The following is a 22375-nucleotide window of genomic DNA, read 5'->3' on the forward strand; positions in this document are numbered from 1 at the left end:
CCCGAACGCCCCCGCCGATACTGCACCGACCCCCGCCGCGACCGCCCCGCGAAGCACCACCCTCCGCGATACGGTCCACTGTTGTTTCGCCATGCGCCGCTCTGCTGCCTAGCCTCGGGACCTCACTGATTGCCGACCACTTTAAGCGCACCCGTCCTGGCCGGATGTGCGGGTTACACAAACCTCGTTGGTTCTCGTAGCGCAGACGACCTCAACCCATGGGACCAGGGGCTGAAGATCGAGGGCGGAGGGCTGAGATCGAGACTTCCATCACGGTCGGTAGCCGGCTGCCGGGGCAATCGGGCGCCGATGTGTCGAGTGATAGCTCAGGGTGAGGTTCTCTCGCGACCTGCCGCAGCCATGTGCCACTCGCGGGGCTTCTGGCCGACTTCCCCGCACAGGTCGTGCACCAAGCGCATTTTCTCCAGTACGGGACCGGCCAGGACGAAGGGGTAGAGATCCTGGTGGCCCATGGAGCGGTTGAGCATGTTGAGGGACCAGGAGAGGGGGATCCACAGGGCGATGATGCGGTCGAAACCGGCGTGGCCTATTTGCGGGCGGTCCATGGTGGCGCCTGCGGGGGCAAAGGAAAAGGCGGCGGCGGTGTCGAGGGTGTCGCGGATGTGGAGGTAGTGGGCGAAGGTTTCGGCCCAGTCTTCGGCGGGGTGCATGGTGGCGTAGGAGGAGACGTAGTCCGATTCCCAGCCGGGTGGGGCGCCGTCGGAGTAATGGCGGTCCAGTGCCGTCTGGTAGTCGGTGTGCGGGTCACCGAAGAGCGCCTGAAACCGATCGAGGGCACCCTGGTCGGGGACCAGCGTCGGGAAGTAGTAGTGGCCGATCTCGTGGCGGAAATGGCCGAGCAGAGTGCGGTACGGCTCGTCCATTTCGATGCGGAGCTGTTCGCGATGCGGATCGTGCGCTTCGGCGAGGTCGAGGGTGATCAAGCCATCGGAGTGGCCGGTGATGACGTGGTCGTTGGTGCTGGACAGCAGGTCGAAGGCCAGCCCGGTCGCGGGATCGGTATCGCGGCCGATGATCGGCAGTCCGAGTTCGACCAGTTGCAGGATCAGCCGTCGCTTCGCCGCTTCGGCGTCGGCGAATCCGGCGAGACCTTCGGCATCGTCGTCGTTGGGTCTGGTCCTGGTCAGGCGGCAGGACTCGCACAACGCGCTACCGCCGTCCTCGCCCGGCCGCACGCGAACGAGCCAATTGCACCGTGCGACATGCAGATTGGCGCAGAGTTGAAATGCGTCGGCCTCCACCACGCCCTGCGGGCGACCCGGTTCGCCCTGGCCACCGGACTCACCGATGATCACCAATGCCCGTTCCGTGACGCTGAACCCGAGCGGGCTGCCGCACGCCAGGCATACCGAATTCTCGAACGCCAGCTGCTGACCACACTTCGGGCAGATGAAGTCACGCATCGAACGACGCCTCCAGCGGTGCGACATCGACGGATACCGAGATACTGCTGTCTTCGGCGTCGGTGTAGATGATCCCGCGCAGCGGCGGGACGTCGGCATAGTCGCGACCCCACGCCACGGTCACATAGCGTTCATCGGCGAATTGGTCGTTGGTGGGATCGAAGCCGATCCACCCGTCATCCGGCATCCAGACCGCGGCCCAGGCATGCGTCGCGTCCGCACCGACCATGCGTTCTTTGCCCGGCGGCGGGTCGGTGGCGAGGTACCCGGAGACGTAACGTGCGGCCAGTCCGTGGGAGCGCAGGCAGGCCGCGCCGATCCGGGCGAAGTCCTGGCAGACACCGGCGCGGGCGGCGAACACATCGGCGACCCGGGTGCTGACGGTGGTGGAGCCGGAGCGGTAGGCGAAATCCGCGTTGATACGGCTGGTGAGTTCGGCGACGGCATCGAACAGCGGGCGGCCGGGCGTGAGGGATTCGGCCGCGTAGGCGGTGACCTCGTCGGTGATCTCCGGTGGCTGCAGATCGAGCGTGAATTCGACGGCAAGGGGGCCGGTGACAGCGGTGGGCCGCGCCTTTTCCCAGGCGATCTCGGCGGGGTGCGCTGGGGGCGGATCGACCTCGACCGTCGATTCACCGGTGATCTCGAGCGTCCGATGTTCGTCGGTGACATGGAAATACGAGCTGATATTGCCGTAGACGTCGGCACCGACGGACCGATCCGACGGCACCGGATCGATGTGGATGTCGTGGTCGAGCAGACGCTGTCCCGCACCGTTGCGCGGAGTGAGGAAAGCGCGACCGTAGGAGCTGGTGACCTTGTCGGAATAGGAGTAGGTGGTGCTGTGGCGCACCCGGTAGCGCCGCGGCTCGCTCATCCGACCACCCGGGTGCTGCCCCACAGCGGCTGAATCCCCACCGGTACGGAGAGTTTCGTCGCCTCGAACGATTCGGACACCTTGCGTAGGCGCAGGTGCACGCCGTCGAGTAGTTCGATCAATTCGGTTCGGTGGCCGTCGCCGTCGGTCGCGTCGAGGTCGGCCGGGTCCACTCGACGCAGCAGTCGTCGCGCGTCGGCGAGCAGGCGTTGCGGCCGGGACGAACCCGTGGAGCCGGGCAGCGCCGCGAGACCGGCATCGAGCTGGTTCAGCTGGTAGGCCAGCGATCGCGGATTGGCCGCGTCGAACAGCAGCAGCCCGGCCACCGCCGCCGTGCGTATCGAATCACGGTGTCGCCGACGGTAGCTCACTGCGGACTCGGTGGCGCGCAGGACCGCCTCGGTCAATACCCGTTCGACGTCTGCGGGTCCGGACTCGGTCGACGTCGCCGACAGCAGCGCGGTCAATGCCAGGCCGCGTTCGATGCGTTTACCGATATCCATGACGTGCCAGCCGGTGTCACGCACCATCGACTCAGCGCTGATCCCGGACAGCGCAAGCAATCCTGCCAGCGTCAGCGAATGCACCGACGTCAGCGCGGATTCCGGATCACTGCCTGCACCGGGACCCTCACCGCGCTCCCGGAACCCGGCCAGCGCCCGCTGCACCGCACCGACCACCATCCAGGTATCGGGCGACAGCTGGTCGCGCACCGCACGGGCAGCATGGGCATACCGGTCGATGGCATACGCCAAGGTCCCGGGTAGGCCCCGGTCGACTGTCAGCGAGACGAGGTATTCGTACCCGCACGACCCGGCGGCATACGCGCCGGCCTCGGTGCCGCCATGGGCAGCGGGATCGTCACCGGAACTCGCGTCGGCAACGGGCCACTTCCGGGGTTCATGCGGCTCGGTGGCAGGACGTGGCCGTGCGACAGCAGCTGCGGCCCCGGCGACGCCGGTGGTCCGCGAGAGCGCGCCCAACAGCAACGGCACCGCCGCCGATCCCTCCAACCAGGGCCGATAGCGGAAATCCTGGTGATGGGCATGTGTCGCGATGAGCAGGCGGACCAGGGATTCCGCCCGTTCGCCGTAGCGCCCCATCCAGAACAGATCATTGAGGACGCGGGGTGAGCTGACAGCCTCGACGACCGGCGTGATCGGCCGGATCCGTTCCTCGGCGGGGGGTTCGCCGATGGCGGCGGTGGCGGTCGGCGCGGTGCGGACCCAGACGTCTTTGGCGGCCACTTTGATGGCCGAGCGTTCGGGTTCGGTGCGCTGACGGAGCTGGCCGAGGCCACCGGCCATCACGCCGTAACCCTCGCGGCGCGCCAGCGCGAACAATCGCATCCCTACCGGGGCCGACGCCAACCCGCCATCGCCATAGACCGCGGGGGCCACCGAGAACTGTGCGGGTTCCTGCCCGACCCACTGCCATCCACAAGCATCGATCCGCGCCGCCAGATCGGCCCGCTGTTCGGCCGACAAGCGCGGTCCGGCAATGGTGGCGCCGTCGACCACACTGCGGATGATCAGCCGATCCAATCGGGCCAGCAGATGCGAACGCTCGAGCTCGTCACCACCCCAGTACGACGGAGCGCCAGGCAATTCCAGCTCCTCACCGAGGAGCGAACGCGCGATCCGCGGCAGGAATCCGGCGAGCGCAGGATTCTCCAGCAACCCGCTACCGAGGGTATTCACGACGGTCACCGCACCGCGCCGCAACACCTCCACCAGCCCAGCCACCCCGAGGCGGGAGTCGGGTCGCAGGTCGAGCGGGTCGGTGAATTCGGCGTCGACCCGGCGAAGCACCACATCGACCCGTTTCAATGTGCCGAGCGACCGCATCCACAAGGATCCATCCCGCACGACCAGGTCGGCGCTCTCCACAAGCGGAAAGCCAAGTGTGGAGGCGAGATAGGCCTGATCGAAGGCGGTTTCCGAACGCACACCCGGACTGAGCACCACCACGACCGGATCGTCGTCGTCGGCCGTCGGCGCGGCTTCGATCAGCATCAACCGCAGCGCGCGGGCGAATGGGGTGAGCGGGCGCGGACTCGACTGCTCGAACGCTCCGGGCACCGCAGCAGAGACCACCCGACGATCGGCGAGCGCGTATCCGGCCCCGGACGGCGCCTGCGCCCAGTCGGCGATCACGCGGTACTGCCCATCGCTCCAGCGGCTGATATCGCAGGCATGCAGGAAGAGCTGGTGGCGGCCCGGCACCGTGATCCCGTGCGCGGCACGCACATACCCGAGGCCGCCGAACACCACGTGGGGTGGGATCAGGCCGGAGGTGAGCAGGCGGCGCGGGCCGTATATGTCGGTCAGCACCTCGTCGAGCACCCGGGCTCGTTGCGCGACACCGGATTCCAGCCGCATCCAGTCATCGGCGGCGACCAGTAGCGGTATCGGGTCCAGCCGCCACGGTTCGGCTACGCCATCCGGCGCGGTGTAGGTGATGCCGTCGTCCTCGACCAGCCTGCGGACCCTACCGCCGAGCCGTTCCAACCCGTCCGGTCCGATCTCCACGAAATCGGTCGACAGTTCCGACCACATCCGCCGCACCCGACCGCCCGCGTCGACCAGCTCGTCGTAGAACCCGCCGGTGGACAGCCCGCATTCGTCGTATCCCCCGGCCTCGGCACCGGCCGCACGGTACCTGGAGAACTCCGCGGCCACCCGCGCCCGTGCCCCTGCTACGTCCTGCATCGCCTCGCGCCTCCCCTGATCACCGGTACCGCGCCGCAACGGACGCGCCGAAACCGGTGGTCCTGCCGCCATCCTCGCACGGGCGAGGCCGGATTTCGGTGCAGGCAGACCCTCGTGCCGGACATCGATGGCGGCGGTACGTGTGGCCGCTCACGACACGCACGGCGGTAGGGTCCCACCGGCCGGTAGGCACCGGTGCTATGCACGAACCACGGACTCAGACGGTTGGAGGCGATCATGCGCGCGACGATCTGTCCGTCCTGTGAGGCGGCGCTCGACCACTGCCACGGCACGCTGGTACTGCATGCCGGATGTATTGCGGAATGCACCGAACCCGACTGCTTCGACTTCGACCACGCACGGCACACGTTCATCGTGGATTGCGCAGACCTGGCCGGCGGCTGCCGCTGCGGCTCTGATCCCCGCGCAATGCCTGATTTCGTGAGGGCCGGGTAACTCACCGGGCACGGGCTGACGTACCCACCACCCCACCGCCGGCCGCCAACGCGACGACCCACGGCACCCGAGTCTGGCCAAGAATCACGGAGAGGCGGACGAGCGAGGCGGGACAGTACCCTGGCCGGGTGAGCTATGACCACATCCTGTTGCCCTCCGGTGCGGCCACGACCCCGGCCGAGGTCGACGCCTATCTGACCACCCAGCAGGGACAACCGGAGGCGGAGATCGTCGCGGCCATCGCGGCGGAGGTGAACCGGCGCAACGAGGAGCTGCCCGAGGAAGACACCTTTCTCGGTTCGGGGCCGGTCGGTGGTGCGGCCACCGGGTCGGTGCTGCAGATTTCGAGCCCGTACGACGCGATCGGCTTCGTGCGCGAGCTGCTGTTCGAGCTGGCGACGCCGCAGAACTACGCGGTCTACGATCCGCAGCTCACCTGGCTGATCGACCCGGCGGGGCATGTGCCGGTGAGCGTGTCACACGGTGGTGCGGGCGAGTTCCCCTACCTGACCGAAGCGCTGGCGCGGCGCTGGGTTGCCGAGCTGGCAAAGCCGAATCCGTACCTGGTGGTCTCGCGCGGCGAGCAGGACTACATCCAGACCTACCGCGAGGAGCCCGGCTACATCCTGGAGTACCGCGACGGCTCCCCCGACCGGCACTTCACCACAACGCTCGATGATTCGGCGCAGGTAGCGGAGTTGATCTGGGCCTGGACCGCGGGCGACCACTCCGCGCTCCAGGACGTCGCCTGGACCCGGCTGAAGCTCTGAGCCCGAGCCGGCGAGCGGTCCCCCGCTAAAGCGCGCGGCGTCCGGACAGCGCCCGGCCGAGCGTCAATTCGTCGGCGAACTCCAGATCGCCACCCATCGGCAGCCCCGATGCCAACCTGGTGACGCTGAGCCCGGGGAAATCGCGCAGCATCCGCACCAGGTAGGTGGCGGTGGCTTCGCCTTCGGTGTTCGGGTCGGTCGCGATGATCACCTCGGTGACGTCGACACCGTCCTCCTGGTTGCCGATGCGCGCGAGCAATTCCCGGATCCGCAACTGGTCAGGTCCGATGCCGCTGAGTGGGTCGAGCGCCCCGCCGAGCACGTGGTAGCGGCCGCGGAATTCGCGGGTGCGCTCGATGGCCTGGACATCCTTTGGCTCCTCGACCACACAGATCATGGTGCGGTCGCGGCGTGGGTCGGCGCAGATCCGGCACAGTTCGCCGTCGGCGACGGTGCCGCACATGACGCAGAAACGCACACCATCACGGATTTTCTGCAGCACGGCTTGCAGCCGCTCGATCTCCGGCGGCTCCACCTGGAGCAGATGAAAGGCGATGCGCTGCGCGCTCTTGGGACCGACGCCGGGCAATTTGCCCAGCTCGTCGATCAGATCCTGGACCGGGCCCTCGTACACCTGCGCTCCGTCAGGTCACATACCGGGCAGGCCGGGCAGCCCGCCACCGCCGGCCAGCGGGCCGAGCTTCGCCGAAGCCAGCTCCTGAGCGTTGGCCATGGCGTCGTTGATCGCGCCGATCACCAGATCCTGCAGGGTTTCGACGTCCTCGGGGTCAACGGCCTTCGGGTCGATGGTCAGCGACTGCACCTCACCTGTGGCCTTGATCGTGACCTTGACCAGCCCGTTTCCGGCTTGACCCTCGACTTCGGCTGCGGCGATCTCCGCCTGCGCCGCCACCATCATCTCCTGCATCTGCTGGGCCTGGGCGAGAATCTGCTGCATATCGAACTGACCACCGGGCTGCACGCCTGTTACCTCTTCTCCGGCCGATCTGCGGAAAGTGTCATGGTCAGCCTAGTGGACCTCCGTCGATTCCATGGTCGGGCGTCCGAGTACCGGCATAGGATTTGCCGTGGGTCGGCTGTTGCCCGGCAGACCTCGCCGATATACCGCTCGGGCAGGCAACCCGCAGCGGTCGTCAACGCCGATTCGGGGGGCACAACCCAGACCGAGGAGGCTCGGATGACAAGTGAGATCACGATGAGCGAAGCCCGGCGCTTTCGGGTGACCAAGACGGCGCGAAAGCTCGGCGTCCTGATGTGTGCGGCGGCGTCGGCGCTGCTGGTTTCCGCCCCGATTGCCTCGGCGGATCCGGCACCGGTGGCCACCGACTACGGCGGAGGCTGTGTCATCGATCCGGCCAATCGCGCGGCCACCGTGGACGCACTGCGCTTCCGGTGCGGCCCCGAACAGCAGGACGCCATCTTCAAGGCCTCGCCCCGCGGCAACGTTCCGACCGGAGTCACCAACGGCTGGGTGACGCGCCCGCCGGTCATGCAGGCACTGGCACCCGCCTTGTGGATCGGGAAGACCTTCTACACCGGCCCGGACGGCGGATACCTGATGAACCGGGTGACCGGTGCTGGTATCGAAGCCTGGCGCGCCGATGTCTACACCGCCCCCGCCCTGGTCGACGGTGCGCCGACATGGGCGCTGAACTACGCGCCGTCACCGACGCCGCAGGTGTACGACGAGATCCGTGAGGTCACCCCTGGCGTCTGGTTCGGGTACTCGTGGTGGCGCGGCGCCTTCCAGACCACCCTGCTCCTGACTTTCGTGTTGGCTTGACCCTCCGGTAGCCGGAGGGTGTTTGCTTCGGTCATGACAGCGATCGTCCCGATCGGCGAGTTCGCCAGGCTCAGCCATCTGAGTGTGAAAGCGCTGCACCACTATCACGACATCGACCTGCTGATTCCTGCGGAAATCGACGCGGGCACCGGTTATCGGCGCTACTCGACCGAGCAGGTGGCCGACGCACACCTGATCCGGCGACTGCGCGAGCTGGACATGCCACTACCGGAGATCCGCAGCGTGCTCGCCGCAGACGACGTCGCCGACCGCGATGCGGCCCTGCGCGCTCATCTGCTGCGCATGGAGGAGCAGTTACAGCGAACCCAGCGGGTGGTGGCGTCACTGCGTGGTTTGCTGACGCCCGCCGCACCGTTGCGGGTGGATTACCGTCGCATACCCGCCTTCACTGCTCTGACCCGCACCGCGGTGGTACCACAGCAGGAGATCGAGGCGTGGTGCGCGGAGACGTTCCCGATGCTGTACCAAGCGGTCTCGGCGGCGGGGATCGCACCCGCGGGCGTGGCCGGTGCCGCTTATTCGCCGGAGTTCTTCACCGCCGATGTGGGCGAGGTGACCGGGTTCGTCCCCATTTCCGCGGATGCGACAGCCGAGTTCCCAGGGGCGCTGACGCTGACGGAACTACCCGCCCGCGACTTCGCCATCACCACTCACGACGGCCCGTACAGCGATATCGACCGCGCCTACGGCGCTTTGGGCAGCCATGTGGCCGAACACGATCTCGCCCTGCCCGAACCGATTCGCGAGCTCTATCTGATCAGCCCCGACGAGGTGGGCGATCCGGCCGGATATCGCACCGAACTGTGCTGGCCGATCAGTTCTGCCGCCGAGTGATCACTCCGCTCACCGAGCACGCGCCCGTTACCAACAGATAAGAGGAGATCATCGATGAACCTGTCCATCGGCAATGTGACCATCGACTGCCAGAATCCCGCCGACCAGCTGGCCGGCTTCTACTCGCAGTTGCTCGGCCACCCCGTCGACCCGGATGCCAACGAGCACTACGCGACGGTGGGGCGCGGCTCCGGGATGACGCCGCCGCTGATGTTCATGCACGTTCCGGACAAAACGCCCGGAAAGAACGTCATCCACCTGGATCTGGTGACGCCGCACTGGCGCGAGGAGGTCGAGCGCGCCGTCTCGCTCGGTGCCAGGCACCTCGCCGACTACGACGAATACGGCATCAACTGGGCGACCCTTGCCGACCCCGAAGGCAACCTGTTCGATATCGGCGCACACGACTGAAGCGGGTCCCGGTGGGGTGACCCGCCGGGACCCGCTGCGGCGTCAGCCCAGTTCGTTCTTCAGATTGGCCAGTACCTCGGCCTGGATCTTCTTCAGCCCCAATGGCGCGAAGATGCCCTCGAAGATGCCCTTGACGCCACCCGCGCCCTGCCAGGTGGTGGCCAGGGTGACCTGTGCGCCGGCGGCGTCCGGGGTCACCGTCCAGGTGTTGACCATCGACGAATTGGCGTCACGCTCGATGACCTCGGACTCCGAGACCGACACCGTGGCACGCACATTGCGCTGACGGCTCTCGGTGGCCTGCAGGGTCCACTGGGCCACCGTTCCGGCTCCCTGACCGCCCTCGACGACCTGGTAGTCGCGGTAGTGCGAGGTGAGGATGCGCGGGCGCACATCGGCGTAGTCCGCGATCGCCGTCAGTGTGCGCTGCGGATCCGCTCCCACCACGATCGAACTGCTGGCGCTGACCTGTCCCACGATGAACTCCTTGTCCGGATGCGGTATCTCGTCCCCATCCTGCCCTGCCGACCTCGCGGCGCGCGCGGCGCTCCCCGCAGGACGCTGTTTACCGAATTTCACTCGCCGTCTGTTCGAACACGATGCAACATATGCGTGACATTTCATGCGAGTCGGGGATCTCATAGTGGCCGACCATGATCGTGAGTATTAGCGTCGAGGGGTGGCAGTGAGTCTGTTGGGGAAGGCCGGCCACAGTCCGGCCGCATATGAATCCGGGTTCGCAGCGCATCGAGAAGGCGTGCAACGCCTCCTCGCGAGCTATCGCGCCATCCCACGCGATGCCGACGTGCGCCTGGCCAAGAAGACCTCCAACCTATTCCGGGCCAGGGCGAAGAACACCGCCCCCGGCCTGGACGTTTCCGGGCTGAACAAGGTCATCGCCGTCGACCCTGTCGCCAAGACCGCCGATGTCGCGGGCATGACCACCTATGAGGATCTGGTCGCGGCGACCCTGCCGTACGGCCTGAGCCCGCTGGTGGTGCCGCAACTGAAGACGATCACCCTCGGCGGTGCGGTGACCGGCCTCGGCATCGAGTCGACCTCGTTCCGCAACGGCCTTCCGCACGAATCGGTGCTGGAAATGGACGTGCTGACCGGGGCCGGCGAGATCGTCACCGCCACACCCGACGGCCCGAATGCCGACCTGTTCCGCGGCTTCCCCAATTCCTACGGCACCCTCGGCTACTCGACCCGGCTGAAGATCGAGCTGGAAACCGTCCAGCCCTATGTGGCACTGCGTCATCTGCGCTTCCACGACGTGCGCGAACTCGAGGCGACGCTGACCAGGATCGTCGACGAACGCAGCTACGACGGCGAACGGGTCGACTACCTCGACGGCGTGGTGTTCACCGCCGACGAGAGCTATCTGACCCTCGGCAGGCAGACCGACGAGCCCGGCCCGGTCAGCGACTACACCGGCATGGACATCTACTACCGGTCCATCCAGCACGATTCCGGCGCCCCGAAACACGACCGTCTCACCATTCACGATTACCTGTGGCGTTGGGACACCGACTGGTTCTGGTGCTCGCGCGCCTTCGGCACCCAGAACCCGCGGATCCGCCGCTTCTGGCCGAAGCAGTACCGGCGCAGCAGCTTCTACTGGAAGCTCGTCGCGCTCGACCGCCGCTATCACATCGGCGACCGGCTCGAGGCCCGCAAGGGCAACCCGCCGCAGGAGCGGGTGGTGCAGGACATCGAGGTGCCGGTGGAGCGGATCGCCGATTTCGTGGATTGGTTCCTGCGCGAGATCCCGATCGAGCCGATCTGGCTGTGCCCGCTGCGGTTGCGGGAGCCGAGGGTACCGGGAACCACCGCACGGCCGTGGCCGCTGTATCCGCTGGAGCCGGACCGCACCTACGTCAATGTCGGGTTCTGGTCCGCGGTGCCGACCGTGCCCGGCCAGATCGAGGGCGCGGCCAACCGTGCGATCGAGCAGACGGTCACCGAGTTCGACGGTCACAAATCGCTGTACTCGGATTCCTACTACGACCAGGATGAGTTCGCAGCGCTCTACGGCGGCGGCGACTACACCGAACTGAAGAAACGCTACGACCCAGACCAGCGCCTGCTGGATTTGTATTCGAAGGCGGTGCAACGCAAATGACGACATTCAAAGATCGATCCGATGTTTTCGCGGATCTCGGCACCAAGCTCACCATTGCCGAAATCTTCGAAACCCTGGTCGACGGCGAGGTACCCATCCGGTTCACGGCCTATGACGGGAGCGCCACCGGACCCGCGGATTCGGAGTACACGCTCAATATCGAGACCCCACGCGGCATCAACTATCTGGCCACCGCGCCCGGCGATCTCGGTATGGCACGGGCCTACATCTCCGGCGATATGACCGCCACCGGCGTGCACCCCGGCGACCCGTATCCGATCCTGGCGGCGATGGACAGCCTGAAATTCCGCCGCCCGTCCGCGCTGGCGCTGCTGACCATCGCCCGCTCGCTCGGCTGGGAGCGGTTGCGCCCGGTGCCGCCGCCGCCGCAGGAGACGGTGCCGCGCTGGCGCCGGATCGCACTGGAGGGCCTGCGCCACTCCAAGACCCGCGACGCCGAGGCCATCCACCACCACTACGACGTCTCCAACGCCTTCTACGAGCATGTGCTCGGCCCGTCCATGACCTACACCTGCGCCTGTTACGGCGAGCAGGACTGGACGCTGGAGCAGGCCCAGGAGAACAAGTACCGGCTGGTGTTCGAGAAGCTGCGGTTGAAGGAAGGCGACCGGCTGCTCGATATCGGCTGCGGCTGGGGCGGAATGGTGCGCTATGCGGCCAGGCGCGGCGTCAAGGTGATCGGAGCGACGCTGTCGGCCGAACAGGCCGAATGGGCGCAGAAGAAGATCGCCGAAGAAGGGCTGTCCGACCTCGCCGAAGTGCGCCATTCCGATTACCGCGATATCGCGGAAACGGGATTCGACGCGCTGTCCTCGATCGGTCTGACCGAGCACATCGGCGTCCACAACTACCCGGCCTACTTCGGCTTCATCAAGAGCAAGCTGCGCGAAGGCGGGCTCTTCCTCAACCACTGCATCACCCGTCCGGACAACACCCGCACCACCAAGGCCGGTGATTTCATCGACCGGTATGTGTTCCCCGACGGCGAGCTGATCGGTTCGGGCCGGATCATCTCCGAGATCCAGAACATCGGCCTCGAGGTGATGCACGAGGAGAACCTGCGCGAGCACTATGCGCTCACACTGGCCGAATGGTGCAAGAACCTGGTCGAGAACTGGGACGCCTGCGTCGCCGAGGCCGGTGAAGGCACCGCGAAGGTGTGGGGTCTGTACATGGCGGGTAGCCGGCTGGGCTTCCAGCGCAATGTGGTCCAGCTGCATCAGGTACTCGGAGTCAAGCTCGGCGCGGACGGCCGCACCACGCTGCCGCTGCGGCCGTGGTGGCAGCCGTAATTTCCGGACCGCTCAGGCGGTGTTCGATATCGCCTGATCGGGGCCCTGCGTGGTGACGCTGCGCTGCCGCCTCCGGGCCTGACCTCTCAGGCGAGCAGCTCGTCCACGAACCGGATGGGCAGCTCCGACGGGAGGTCGTTGCGCAATACCCGCAGAATCGCGACCACGCCCGGCCCCGCATCCAGCAGGGGCCGGGTCCAGTCGAGTTCTGCGCAGGTGGTGACCGCGGGTACCAGCTGAGCCGCAGCTTCACCGACCCAGCCCGCGGCGGCCAGGCATTCGGCCAGCAGCAGCGACGTATCGAGCTGGGCGCGCGGGCGATGCAGTTCGTGGGTGCGCCCATACAGCGCTCTGGCCCTGCGCACCGCGCGATCCTGATCGTCGATACCGCCGTCTGCCAGTAGCTCCCGGATGGCGGCGATCTCCTCCGCCTCGGCGGTCAGTGCGGCGGTGCCGGTCAGGCGATGCCCGGTGCGGCCGGTATCGCGGATGACGTTCCCGTTCCAGCGTTCGGTCGCGGTCTGCGGACCCGAGTTCTCCGCGGCCGGACCGAGCCGCACCCGTTCCGCGCGCACCTGCGCGGCCAGCCGGGGCAGGTCCTGCTCGACGGCGATGCGCTGGCCCTCGGCCAGTCGGCTCGCCGCGGTGGCCATATCACCGCGCACCGCCTTCACCCTGGCGCCGATGACGAAGGTGGAGATCAGGAAGTCGATCGGGCCGACCCGGGCGACCAGCTCATGACTCTCGTCCAGCAGCCGGTCGGCGGCATCGAGCTCGCCGCGCCGATAGTGCAGCTCGCCGAGCAGTGCCGCCGCCACCCGCACCGCATGCGACCGCTGGCCAGAACGCGCCCGCGCGGTATCCCATGCCTGCTGGAAACACCGTGCGGCGGTGGCGATATCGAGCTGTTCAAAGGCGACCGCGCCGCGGCTGCACAATCCGAAGACGCTGCCGAGCGGATCCTTGGACCGTTCGTGGTATTCGGCCGCCCAATCCTGGATCGAGCGGGCACCGTCGAAATCGAACTCGCACAGCCGCACGAACGAGGTCAGGTTCGCCGCGGTCGACACCGTCCAGGCCGGTAGCTCATCGGGATGGTCCAGGCAGTCGCCGATCTGGTCCATCACGCCCTCGGTGTGATCGCGGGCGACCTGATCGGCGGCCGCCAATACCGCGGCCTGACAGCGCTGCCGCACCACATCGGCGTCACCGGACGAGCCGCGCGACAGTACACTCGACAGCCGGCCGAGCGCACTGCGCGCCGCACCGGACTGCTGCAGATTCACATTCGCGCGCGCCACCGCCATCAACAGCTTCGACCGCGAAGCCACCTGCTGGACCGGCAGTTTCGACACCGTGCCGAGTAGCGTCGCAAGGCGTGACCCGTCGATCAGGTCCATGCCGCCGCTCTCCAGCAGGTCCAATGCCATCTTCAGATCGGTCGCCGATACGGCGTGATCGACGGACTTGCGCAGCAACTGATGTTCGGCGTACCAGCGGGCGGCCTTGCGATGCAGTACCTTCACCCGCGCCGGGTCGGTGCGTTCGAGCCGGGCCCGCAGATGTTCAGCGAACAACGGCTGCACCCGGAACCACTCCGGGTCGTATTCCACTCGCCGCACGAACAGTTCGCGCTGTTCGGCCTGCTCGAGCAGATGCTCGGCCTCCGGGTCATCCGACAGCGCCGCAGCCAGTGAGCCGGACACCTTCTCGGCGATCGAGATGGCGGTGAGGAAATCCACCATGCGCGGTTCGAGCGCGTCGATGACGTTCTCGGCCAGATACTCGCGCACTCCGTGGCCGCCCTCGGCCAGATGCTGGATCAACGGGTCCGGATCCGGGTTGCCACGCAGGGCCAGGCTGATGAGCTGCACCGCGGCGGGCCAGCCATCGGTCGCGCGGTGCAGCTCGTCGATCTGGGCGTCGTCGAGGGTGAAGCGATTGCGGTCCACCAGGATCTGCCTGGTTTCCTCGCGGGTCAGGCGCAGTTCGGCCGACCCGATCCCGACCAGCTCGTCGCGCACCCGCATCCGGCTGATCGGCAGTCCGGATTGATCCCGGCTGGTCACCACGAAGCGCAGATGATGGCAGCCGTTGTCCAGCAGCGAGTCCATGACCCGTCGGGTACCCGGATCGGTGATGCGGTGCCAGTCGTCGACGACGACCACGACGGTGGCGCCGCCCGCGTGCACGTCATCGATGAGGGTGGTGATCGCGTAGGCGACGGCGTCGGCGGGTTGCTCTTCGAGTACCTGATCCAATCCGGTACCGATATCGGGACGCACCCGCCGGATCGCTTCGATCAGATGGGCCAGAAACCAGATCTCGTTGTCGTCGTCGCTGTCGATGCCGATCCAGGCGACCGCGACACCGTCGGCGGTGAGTTCGCCGCGCCACTGGGCGGCCAGGGTGCTCTTGCCGAATCCGGCGGGTGCGTGGATCAGTGCGAGCCTGCGCCGACCGCCGGTGCGCAGGATGTCCAGTAGGCGGGTGCGCTGGACCGGTTCCCGTGCGGGGGTCGGCGGCCGGAATTTGGTCGCCGCGGTCGGCGGAAATGTGGTGGTCGGCGCGGGGTCATAGCCGGGGCGCGGGGTAGGTGGGCTCAGGTTGAGCGGCCAACTGCGGCGGGCGGTGACCGCGGGGCCGGTCCGGTTGCCCGAGGGCGCGGCGGCGGCCTCGGCCTCGTCCTCGGTATCGAGCAACGCCATCTCGTCGGCCATCTGGCCGTGGGTGCGCTGGATCGCGCGCAGCATTTCGCCGAACTCGTAGGCCGAGGCGGGCCGGTCGCGCGGGTTCTGGGCCATGGCCTGCTCGATGGCGGCGGCGACGTCGGCGGGGATGTCTTGTTCGCGCAGATCCGGCACGGGCTGGGTGGTGATCCGCAGGAACTGGGCCACCACCTTCTCCCCGGCCTGGCGTTCGAACGCGGCATGGCCGGTGAGCAGCGCGAACAAGGTCGCGCCGAGCCCGTACACATCCGAACGGACGGTCGGCTCGTCACCCTTGAGCACTTCCGGCGCGGTGAACGCGGGCGAACCGGTGATCATGCTGCTGGAGGTGCGGAAACCGCCGGGAACCCTGGCGATGCCGAAATCGGTGAGCTGCGGTTCGCCATAGGAGCTGAGCAGGATGTTCGCCGGTTTCACATCGCGGTGCAGGATGCCCGCGCGATGGGCGCTCTCGATCGCGCCCGCCAGCTTCACCCCTGCGCGCAGCGTGTCGGACCAGCCGAGCGGGCCGTTGTCACGGACGACCACCTCGAGCGAGCCGCGCGTGGCATAGGGCATGACGATGAACGGCCTGCCGGTGGCGGTCACGTCGACCTGCAGAATGTCGACGATATTCGGATGCCCGGACAGCCTGCCCATTGCGTGTTCCTCACGCAGGAACCGCTCGCGGCTCTCGGCATCGATATCGGAGGAGAGCACCTTCACCGCGACGACGCGATCCAACGCCCGCTGTACACACCGGTAGACAACACCGAAACCGCCGTGGCCGATCTCGCGTGCGCCCTCTAGCCCCATCTCCTCGAGTTCGTCCTCGATGGCGATGGGGTTGTTCTCCTGGGTGTCCAGCTCCTCGGGGTGATCGGCGGACGGTGCGGCACCGTCCCCGGAGGTCGCCGGACGAGCGGCCGCACCGGGCCCCGTCGTGGTGTCGGGGCCGGTTGAGGCGTCCGGACCAGTAGAGGTGCCGGGGCCGGGCGCGGCGTCGACTGCCGGGCCGCCGGTCGGCGCCGAGTCCGTACCGGGTTGCGCCGGTTCCGTGCCCGCCTCCTCCGCGTCCGCTGCGGGTTCTACCGAGTCCGAAGCGAGTTCGGGTCGCCAGCTCGCGGTATCGGAGACGGCGCTGCCCGCCTCGTGGCCCGCGCGGGCCGAACGCGCCCGTGGATCCATGTCACCACCTCGCACTCCCGACGAATCGGCGGCCGACGAGCACATCCTGTTCTCGGGCGGTCGAGCGGAGTTGCCCGACGGCCGTCATGCGCTCGATGTCCGGGTTGCACCCGAATCCCTCGCGCATACTCCAACGTAGCTCGGTGCGGCAGCCCGTGGGTGGGTTTCCCGCCCCGCGTGCCGGGCGATCGGATCAGGGTGGAGTGAGTGCGGCGGTCAGCATGAGATCGCCGCGCCGCACCGCCCGGCTCGGCCGCTGCCAGAGCGCGCGGTAGACCTGGTCCGCCGAGCCGCTGACCGACGCGTCGGCCGGTGTCTCAGGGCCGCCAACATCGACGCGCAGCGGTTCACCGTCGACCGATATCCGCACTGTCCAGGCGAGATCGGTGTCGGCCGCGTGCACGAGCACACTGCCCGAACGCTGTGGCGGGCGCCTGCGCAGCTGCCGGGGAATGACGACGCGCAGCGCTTCGTCGATGCCGTCAGCGGCGAACCGGGTATCGAACGTTCGAGTGACGGCACGCGCGTCGACAGAGCCGAGCCGCGCGTACAAGGCGTCGAGCCTGTGGATGGCTGTCTCATGGGCTTGCCTCCGGGCCCAGAATCGCGCGGTCTCGGTATCGGCGCCGGCGAACACCCAGGTGGGGGTGTCCGGTCCGAGTTCGGTCAGCGCGGTGAGCATTGCGTCGAGCCGGGTATCCCAGTAGTCGAGCAGCGGTGTCCACTCGGCGGGCGGCTCATCCGGATGCGGCGGCTCCAGATCAGCGGGCACGCTCCGCAACGCCCGTTCGACCCATTGGTACACCCGGGCGAGATGCCGAACCAATTGCCGCACAGTCCATCCCGGACAGGTCGGCACCGTCGGGTCCGGGCCACACGCCGTGACATCGAATCTGAAGGCCGCCGCATGCGCCGTGAGCTGCTCGATATGCTCGCCGAATTCCACCCACCCGACGTTAGACGCCACCTCACCGCACACCGTCGACGCGGGTGAGCCGGGGCCGTTTCGCTACCGCGCGACAAAGGGCCGGACGCAGCGACCGCGGCGTCAGTCCGGCACAGCCAGCGCGATGACCTGCGTGATCTGCCGTTCGGAGAAGTTGTTGTCGCTCACCAACACCAGCGTCCGTTCGCCGGACGGCAGTCGCGGGCCCCAGGTCATGCCCTCGACATTGTCGATGGCGGACAGGCCGACGTCGGCCAGGTCGACGAGCAAGCGTTTGCTGACCGGCCTGGCGTCGCCGATCGGGGCCTCGAGGATGTTGGTCGCGCCGCTGAGATCGGCTTCGAAAATCCTGATCTTGTTGCCGACACCGTCGACGTGGGCCCGCTCCAGTACCAGGAATTTCGCCGGATTCAGCGGGTCGACGGCCAGAATCGAGGCGATGCCGTTCCCGCCACGACCTGGTTCGGGGCTCGACTCGGCGAACACCGGCTCCATCGGATAGGCGTACTGCGCGAGCACCGGACCGAATCGGGCCTGCACGGTGATCCGGGACAGCGCGCCGGAGGTGGCAGTCGGCTCCGGCCCATCCTCGTGCAATGGGCCCTCGACCGCCGTGACGAACAGCGAGCCACCGGCGGCGAAGCTCGCACCCTCTAGCGCCGAGTTCGGTCGCGGACCCGAATCGGAAAGTACTCGTTCGTTGTTCGGAATCGGCAGCTCGCCGGCGAAGGTGCCATCGGGTCGGGCGATGCGCACGGACGGGTCAGGGTACACCGTGCCCGAACCCTCCTGGGTCCAGAAGTAGTCACCGGACAACGGGTCGACCCGGATCTCTTCTGGATCCACTGTCGCCGAAGGGTATTCGGCGCCGTCGGCGGTGCGAAGCGGGTACGTCGCGGTGAAGGTCACCGGACGGACGCCGCGCTCGTCCACCCCGATCCGCGCGGTATAGAACCGGGCGGGCGCGCGATCGGAGCGATCATCGCTGATCAGGACGTATTCGCCGGTGCTCGGCCGGTAGTCGATGCCGGACAGGCCACCGGCCACCGTGCCTTGGAAGTCCAGGCCGAAGGGCACGAGCTGCTGACCGAGCAGCCTGACCTCGGATCCCGGAGCCGCCGATGCGCCCGGCGTCAGCCCGAGCGTCGCGGCCACAGTCGCGGCCACCGCGGCCTGTCGCCGAATCATCTGTGCACCTGCTGCCACAGGTCTGTACGGTATCGGCCGGACCGAACCACCGGGTGCACTTCCGGTGCGGATGTGACCGGACGCACCGGCCCGGCGACGGCGAAGGCCCGCCACCGCGAAATGCGGTGACGGGCCTTGCCATTCGCGATCACGAATGATCGCGACCGATGACTACTTGCGCAGCGAGGCCGGGACCTCGAAACGCGCGCCGTAGGTCTTGGCCAGCTCGTCGGCACGGGCCACGAAGGCCTCCTGGCCGCCGGGGTAGCCGACGATGAACTGGTGCACACCACCGGTCCAGGCCGGGTAGCCGATGCCGAAGATGGAGCCGATGTTGGCGTCGGCGGTGGTCTCCAGCACGCCCTCGTCGAAGCACTTCTGGGTCTCGATGGCCTCGATGAAGAGCATGCGGTCGATCAGATCCTGGATCGGCACACCGAAGTCGATGGTCGACTTGTAGTGCTCGGCCAGGCCGCCCCAGAGCCCGGTCCGCTTGCCGTTCTCGTCGTACTCGTAGAAGCCGGCCTTCTCCAGGCGACCCGGACGACCCGAGTTCACCATGAACTCGATGACGTCGATGGCCGGGTGACGCTCCTTGCCCATGGTGACCTCACCACGAGCGATGGCCTCTTCGGTCTCCTTGGCGATCTTCAGCATGAGCTTCATGTTCAGCTCATCCGAGAGCTGCAGCGGCGCGGCCGGGTAGCCCGCCTGCAGACCCGCCTGCTCGATGGTCGCGGGCGCGATGCCCTCGCCGAGCATGGCGATCGCCTCGTTGACGAAGGTGCCGATGACGCGCGAGGTGAAGAAGCCGCGGCTGTCGTTGACGACGATCGGGGTCTTCTTGATCGCCAGGGTGTAGTCGAACACCCGGGCCAGCGCCTCGGGCGAGGTCTTCTCACCCTTGATGATCTCCACCAGCGGCATCTTGTCGACCGGCGAGAAGAAGTGGATGCCGATGAAGTCCTCCTGGCGCTTCACGCCCGTCGCGAGACCGGTGATCGGCAGGGTGGAGGTGTTGGAGCCGAGCAACGCGTCCGCGTCGACGATGTCCTCGATCTCCTGGAACACCTTGTGCTTGAGCTCGGTGTTCTCGAAGACGGCCTCGATGACGAAGTCGACACCGGCGAAGTCGGCCGGATCCGCGGTCGGAGTGATCCGGTCGAGCAGCTGCTTGGACTTCTCCTCGGTGGTCTTGCCACGGGAGAGGGCCTTGGCCTCGATCTTCTCCGAGTAGTTCTTGCCACGCTCGGCCGCCTCGATGGTGACGTCCTTGAGCACGACCTCGTAGCCGGCCTTGGCCGACACGTAGGCGATTCCGGCGCCCATCATGCCCGCGCCGAGCACGCCGACCTTCTTGATGTCCTTCTTCGGGACATCCTTCGGACGCGAGCCACCGTTGTTGATCGACTGCAGGTCGAAGAAGAACGCCTGGATCATGTTCTTGGCGACCGGGCCGGTCAGCAGGTTCACGAAGTAGCGCGACTCGATCAGCGAGGCGTTGTCGATATCGACCTGCGAACCCTCGACCGCGGCGGACATGATCGCGCGCGGCGCGGGCATGTTGGCGCCCTTGATCTGCTTGCGCAGGTTGGCCGGGAAAGCAGGCAGGTTAGCGGCGAAGGCCGGCGAGGACGGGGTACCGCCGGGGATCTTGAAGCCCTTCTTGTCCCACGGCTGCACGCCACCCTCTGGGTTGGCCTTGATCCACGCCTTGGCGGCCGGGATCAGCTCCTCGACGGTGCCGACCAGCTCGTTGATCAGGCCGATCTCCTTGGCCTTGGCCGGCTTGTTGCGCTGGCCCTGCAGCAGCACACCCATCAGGGCGCCCTGCAGGCCGAGCATGCGCACGGTGCGGATGATGCCGCCACCGGCGGGCAGCAGGCCGAGGGTCGCCTCGGGCAGACCGATCTGCGAGCCCTTGACGTCGGCCGCGATGCGGTAGTGACAGGCCAGCGCGATCTCCAGGCCACCGCCGAGCGCGGCGCCGTTGATGGCGGCGACGACCGGCTTGCCGAGCAGCTCGAGACGACGCAGGGCGCCCTTGATCTCGCCGAGCTCGTCCATCAGCGCCTGGGCGTCGTCCGGGCCGACCTTCATCATGTTCTTCAGGTCGCCGCCTGCGAAGAAGGTCTTCTTGGCCGAGGTCAGCACAACACCGGTGATGTTGTCCTTCTCCGCCTCTAGCTTCGCGACCGTCTCGGTCATCGACTTCTTGTACAGGTCGTTCATCGTGTTGGCGCCCTGGTTCGGGTCGTCCATCGTCAGCACGACGATGCCGTCCGAATCCTGCTCCCAACCGATCATGTTGGTCTCGCTCACAGTGTTCGTTCTCCTTGTGAAAAGTCGGTTGGGGGTCAGACGCGCTCGATGATGGTGGCCACGCCCATGCCGCCGCCGATGCACAGGGTGATCAGCGCGTAGCGGCCGTTGCGGCGCTCCAGCTCGTCGACCATGGTGCCGGTGATCATCGCGCCGGTGGCACCCAGCGGGTGGCCCATGGCGATCGCGCCACCGTTGACGTTCAGCTTCTCGTCCGGGACCTGCAGGTCCTTCTGGAACTTCAGCACCACCGAGGCGAAGGCCTCGTTGATCTCGACCAGGTCCATGTCGTCGATGGTCAGGCCGGCCTTGGCCAGGGCCTTCTTCGCGGCCGGGGTCGGACCGGTCAGCATGATGGTGGCGTCGGCACCGCTGGTGGCGGTGGCAACGACGCGGGCGCGCGGGGTCAGACCCGAGGCCTTGCCCGCCTCTTCGGTACCGATCAGCAGCAGCGCGGCACCGTCGACGATGCCGGAGCTGTTACCACCGTGGTGGACGTGGTTGATCTTCTCGACGAAGTGGAACTTCTGCAGCGCCACCGCGTCGAAGCCGCCCATCTCGCCGAGGCCGGCGAAGGAGGGGTTCAGCTTGGCGAGGTCTTCGGCGGTGGTGCCGGGACGCATGTGCTCGTCGTTGTCGAGGACGACGAGGCCGTTCTGGTCCTTGACCGGAACGATCGACTTGGCGAAGTAGCCGCCGGAGGTGGCCTTGGCGGCCAGATCCTGCGAGCGCACCGCGTAGGCGTCGACGTCATCGCGGGTGAAGCCCTCGATGGTGGCGATCAGGTCGGCGGACACACCCTGCGGGACGAAGTAGGTGTCGTAGGCGGTGGCCGGGTCCATGGCCCAGGCGCCACCGTCGGAGCCCATCGGTACGCGCGACATGGACTCGACGCCACCGGCGATGACCAGGTCGTCGAAGCCGGAGCGGACCTTCTGCGCGGCCAGGTTCACGGCTTCCAGGCCGGAAGCACAGAAGCGGTTGAGCTGGAAGCCGCCGACGGTGTCGGGCAGGCCTGCGGCCAGCACGGCGGTGCGGGCGATATCGGCGCCCTGGTCACCGACCGGGGAAACGACACCGAGAATCAGATCCGAGATCCGGTCTTCGTCGAGGTTCGGGAAGCGGTTGCGCAGCTCCTGAACCAGACCCGTGGTGAGGTCGATCGGCTTGACCGAGTGCAGCGACCCCTTCTTGTTGCGGCCGCGCGGGGTGCGGATGGCCTCGAAAATGTAGGCCTCTGTGGTCATATCGGAGTGTTTCCTTCCTAGGGTTGCGCC

The 22375-nt window shown here is 67.4% G+C and carries 18 protein-coding genes; 7 read left to right on the forward strand and 11 right to left on the reverse strand.

Going from position 1 to position 22375, the window contains the following annotated elements; all coding sequences use genetic code 11:
* Positions 1 to 326: 326 nt before the first annotated feature.
* Genes GV792_RS27210 through GV792_RS27220 form a run of 3 tightly spaced genes read right to left on the reverse strand, consistent with a single transcriptional unit; the run spans position 327 to position 5012 of the window.
* Entirely contained in the window at positions 327 to 1424 is a 1098-nt protein-coding gene (locus GV792_RS27210) for a zinc-binding metallopeptidase family protein (RefSeq protein ID WP_163827842.1), read from the reverse strand.
* A complete protein-coding gene (locus GV792_RS27215) occupies positions 1417 to 2301 on the reverse strand; it encodes a transglutaminase family protein (RefSeq protein ID WP_163827843.1) in 885 nt (294 codons plus the stop codon). Before GV792_RS27215 ends, GV792_RS27210 begins: the two co-directional genes overlap by 8 nt.
* Complete coding sequence (locus GV792_RS27220) at positions 2298 to 5012, reverse strand: circularly permuted type 2 ATP-grasp protein (RefSeq protein ID WP_163827844.1); 2715 nt, start codon at positions 5010 to 5012, stop codon at positions 2298 to 2300. Before GV792_RS27220 ends, GV792_RS27215 begins: the two co-directional genes overlap by 4 nt.
* 237 nt (positions 5013 to 5249) lie before the next feature.
* Between GV792_RS27220 and GV792_RS27225 the strand changes: the two genes are divergently transcribed.
* Together GV792_RS27225 and GV792_RS27230 are read left to right on the forward strand one after the other, a co-directional pair.
* Positions 5250 to 5468, forward strand: a complete 219-nt coding sequence (locus GV792_RS27225) for a hypothetical protein (protein WP_163827845.1) — start codon at positions 5250 to 5252, stop codon at positions 5466 to 5468.
* A gap of 128 nt (positions 5469 to 5596) precedes the next feature.
* On the forward strand, positions 5597 to 6238 hold the full coding sequence (locus tag GV792_RS27230; RefSeq protein WP_163827846.1) for a hypothetical protein: 642 nt from the start codon (positions 5597 to 5599) through the stop codon (positions 6236 to 6238).
* A 25-nt stretch (positions 6239 to 6263) separates the two neighbouring features.
* Here GV792_RS27230 and recR read toward each other — a convergent pair whose 3' ends face one another.
* Together recR and GV792_RS27240 are read right to left on the reverse strand one after the other, a co-directional pair.
* A complete protein-coding gene (recR, locus tag GV792_RS27235; protein WP_163827847.1) occupies positions 6264 to 6872 on the reverse strand; it encodes a recombination mediator RecR in 609 nt (202 codons plus the stop codon).
* 15 nt (positions 6873 to 6887) lie between these two features.
* Positions 6888 to 7220: a YbaB/EbfC family nucleoid-associated protein gene (locus GV792_RS27240; protein WP_163827848.1), complete on the reverse strand. Its 333-nt coding sequence runs from the start codon at positions 7218 to 7220 to the stop codon at positions 6888 to 6890.
* 216 nt (positions 7221 to 7436) lie between these two features.
* Here GV792_RS27240 and GV792_RS27245 point away from each other — a divergent pair, with 216 nt between their 5' ends.
* The 3 genes from GV792_RS27245 to GV792_RS27255 are packed head-to-tail and all read left to right on the forward strand — an operon-like array spanning position 7437 to position 9308.
* Positions 7437 to 8042, forward strand: coding sequence for a hypothetical protein (locus GV792_RS27245; protein ID WP_256670760.1), 606 nt, complete (start codon positions 7437 to 7439; stop codon positions 8040 to 8042).
* 33 nt (positions 8043 to 8075) lie between these two features.
* On the forward strand, positions 8076 to 8897 hold the full coding sequence (locus GV792_RS27250) for a MerR family transcriptional regulator (protein WP_163827849.1): 822 nt from the start codon (positions 8076 to 8078) through the stop codon (positions 8895 to 8897).
* 54 nt (positions 8898 to 8951) lie between these two features.
* Positions 8952 to 9308 carry a VOC family protein gene (locus GV792_RS27255; protein WP_163827850.1) on the forward strand — a complete coding sequence of 119 codons (357 nt, stop codon included), beginning with the start codon at positions 8952 to 8954 and terminating at the stop codon, positions 9306 to 9308.
* A 42-nt stretch (positions 9309 to 9350) separates the two neighbouring features.
* Here GV792_RS27255 and GV792_RS27260 read toward each other — a convergent pair whose 3' ends face one another.
* Complete coding sequence (locus GV792_RS27260; protein WP_163827851.1) at positions 9351 to 9785, reverse strand: SRPBCC family protein; 435 nt, start codon at positions 9783 to 9785, stop codon at positions 9351 to 9353.
* Positions 9786 to 9993: 208 nt separating this feature from the next.
* On the opposite strand from GV792_RS27260, the gene GV792_RS27265 reads away from it, so the two are divergent.
* Both GV792_RS27265 and GV792_RS27270 read left to right on the forward strand, forming a co-directional pair.
* Positions 9994 to 11433 (forward strand): FAD-binding oxidoreductase, encoded by a 1440-nt coding sequence (locus GV792_RS27265; protein ID WP_163827863.1) that lies wholly within the window; start codon positions 9994 to 9996, stop codon positions 11431 to 11433.
* Positions 11430 to 12746, forward strand: a complete 1317-nt coding sequence (locus GV792_RS27270; RefSeq protein WP_163827852.1) for a class I SAM-dependent methyltransferase — start codon at positions 11430 to 11432, stop codon at positions 12744 to 12746. Before GV792_RS27265 ends, GV792_RS27270 begins: the two co-directional genes overlap by 4 nt.
* An 86-nt stretch (positions 12747 to 12832) precedes the next feature.
* Here GV792_RS27270 and GV792_RS27275 read toward each other — a convergent pair whose 3' ends face one another.
* The 5 genes from GV792_RS27275 to GV792_RS27295 form a co-directional block, all read right to left on the reverse strand.
* Positions 12833 to 16642 (reverse strand): protein kinase domain-containing protein, encoded by a 3810-nt coding sequence (locus GV792_RS27275; RefSeq protein WP_163827853.1) that lies wholly within the window; start codon positions 16640 to 16642, stop codon positions 12833 to 12835.
* A gap of 193 nt (positions 16643 to 16835) precedes the next feature.
* Entirely contained in the window at positions 16836 to 17588 is a 753-nt protein-coding gene (locus tag GV792_RS27280) for a maleylpyruvate isomerase N-terminal domain-containing protein (protein ID WP_163827854.1), read from the reverse strand.
* A gap of 102 nt (positions 17589 to 17690) precedes the next feature.
* Positions 17691 to 18776 (reverse strand): esterase-like activity of phytase family protein, encoded by a 1086-nt coding sequence (locus GV792_RS27285; protein WP_163827855.1) that lies wholly within the window; start codon positions 18774 to 18776, stop codon positions 17691 to 17693.
* Positions 18777 to 18947: 171 nt separating this feature from the next.
* Entirely contained in the window at positions 18948 to 21098 is a 2151-nt protein-coding gene (locus GV792_RS27290) for a 3-hydroxyacyl-CoA dehydrogenase NAD-binding domain-containing protein (RefSeq protein ID WP_163827856.1), read from the reverse strand.
* A gap of 35 nt (positions 21099 to 21133) precedes the next feature.
* The gene (locus GV792_RS27295; protein ID WP_163827857.1) at positions 21134 to 22345 is read right to left on the reverse strand and encodes an acetyl-CoA C-acetyltransferase; all 1212 of its coding nucleotides are present in this window, start codon (positions 22343 to 22345) and stop codon (positions 21134 to 21136) included.
* Positions 22346 to 22375 lie beyond the last annotated feature (30 nt).

This window comes from Nocardia cyriacigeorgica (assembly GCF_010868145.1).
Lineage (GTDB): Bacteria > Actinomycetota > Actinomycetes > Mycobacteriales > Mycobacteriaceae > Nocardia > Nocardia cyriacigeorgica_D.

Excerpts from the sequence above, each read along its gene's own strand:
- GV792_RS27270 (WP_163827852.1), top strand. The coding sequence starts at position 11,430 with ATGACGACATTCAAAGATCGATCCGATGTTTTCGCGGATCTCGGCACC.
- GV792_RS27220 (WP_163827844.1), bottom strand. The coding sequence starts at position 5,012 with ATGCAGGACGTAGCAGGGGCACGGGCGCGGGTGGCCGCGGAGTTCTCC.
- GV792_RS27285 (WP_163827855.1), bottom strand. The coding sequence starts at position 18,776 with ATGATTCGGCGACAGGCCGCGGTGGCCGCGACTGTGGCCGCGACGCTC.
- GV792_RS27250 (WP_163827849.1), top strand. The coding sequence starts at position 8,076 with ATGACAGCGATCGTCCCGATCGGCGAGTTCGCCAGGCTCAGCCATCTG.
- GV792_RS27275 (WP_163827853.1), bottom strand. The coding sequence starts at position 16,642 with ATGGATCCACGGGCGCGTTCGGCCCGCGCGGGCCACGAGGCGGGCAGC.
- GV792_RS27295 (WP_163827857.1), bottom strand. The coding sequence starts at position 22,345 with ATGACCACAGAGGCCTACATTTTCGAGGCCATCCGCACCCCGCGCGGC.
- GV792_RS27210 (WP_163827842.1), bottom strand. The coding sequence starts at position 1,424 with ATGCGTGACTTCATCTGCCCGAAGTGTGGTCAGCAGCTGGCGTTCGAG.
- GV792_RS27255 (WP_163827850.1), top strand. The coding sequence starts at position 8,952 with ATGAACCTGTCCATCGGCAATGTGACCATCGACTGCCAGAATCCCGCC.
- GV792_RS27215 (WP_163827843.1), bottom strand. The coding sequence starts at position 2,301 with ATGAGCGAGCCGCGGCGCTACCGGGTGCGCCACAGCACCACCTACTCC.
- GV792_RS27245 (WP_256670760.1), top strand. The coding sequence starts at position 7,437 with ATGACAAGTGAGATCACGATGAGCGAAGCCCGGCGCTTTCGGGTGACC.
- GV792_RS27225 (WP_163827845.1), top strand. The coding sequence starts at position 5,250 with ATGCGCGCGACGATCTGTCCGTCCTGTGAGGCGGCGCTCGACCACTGC.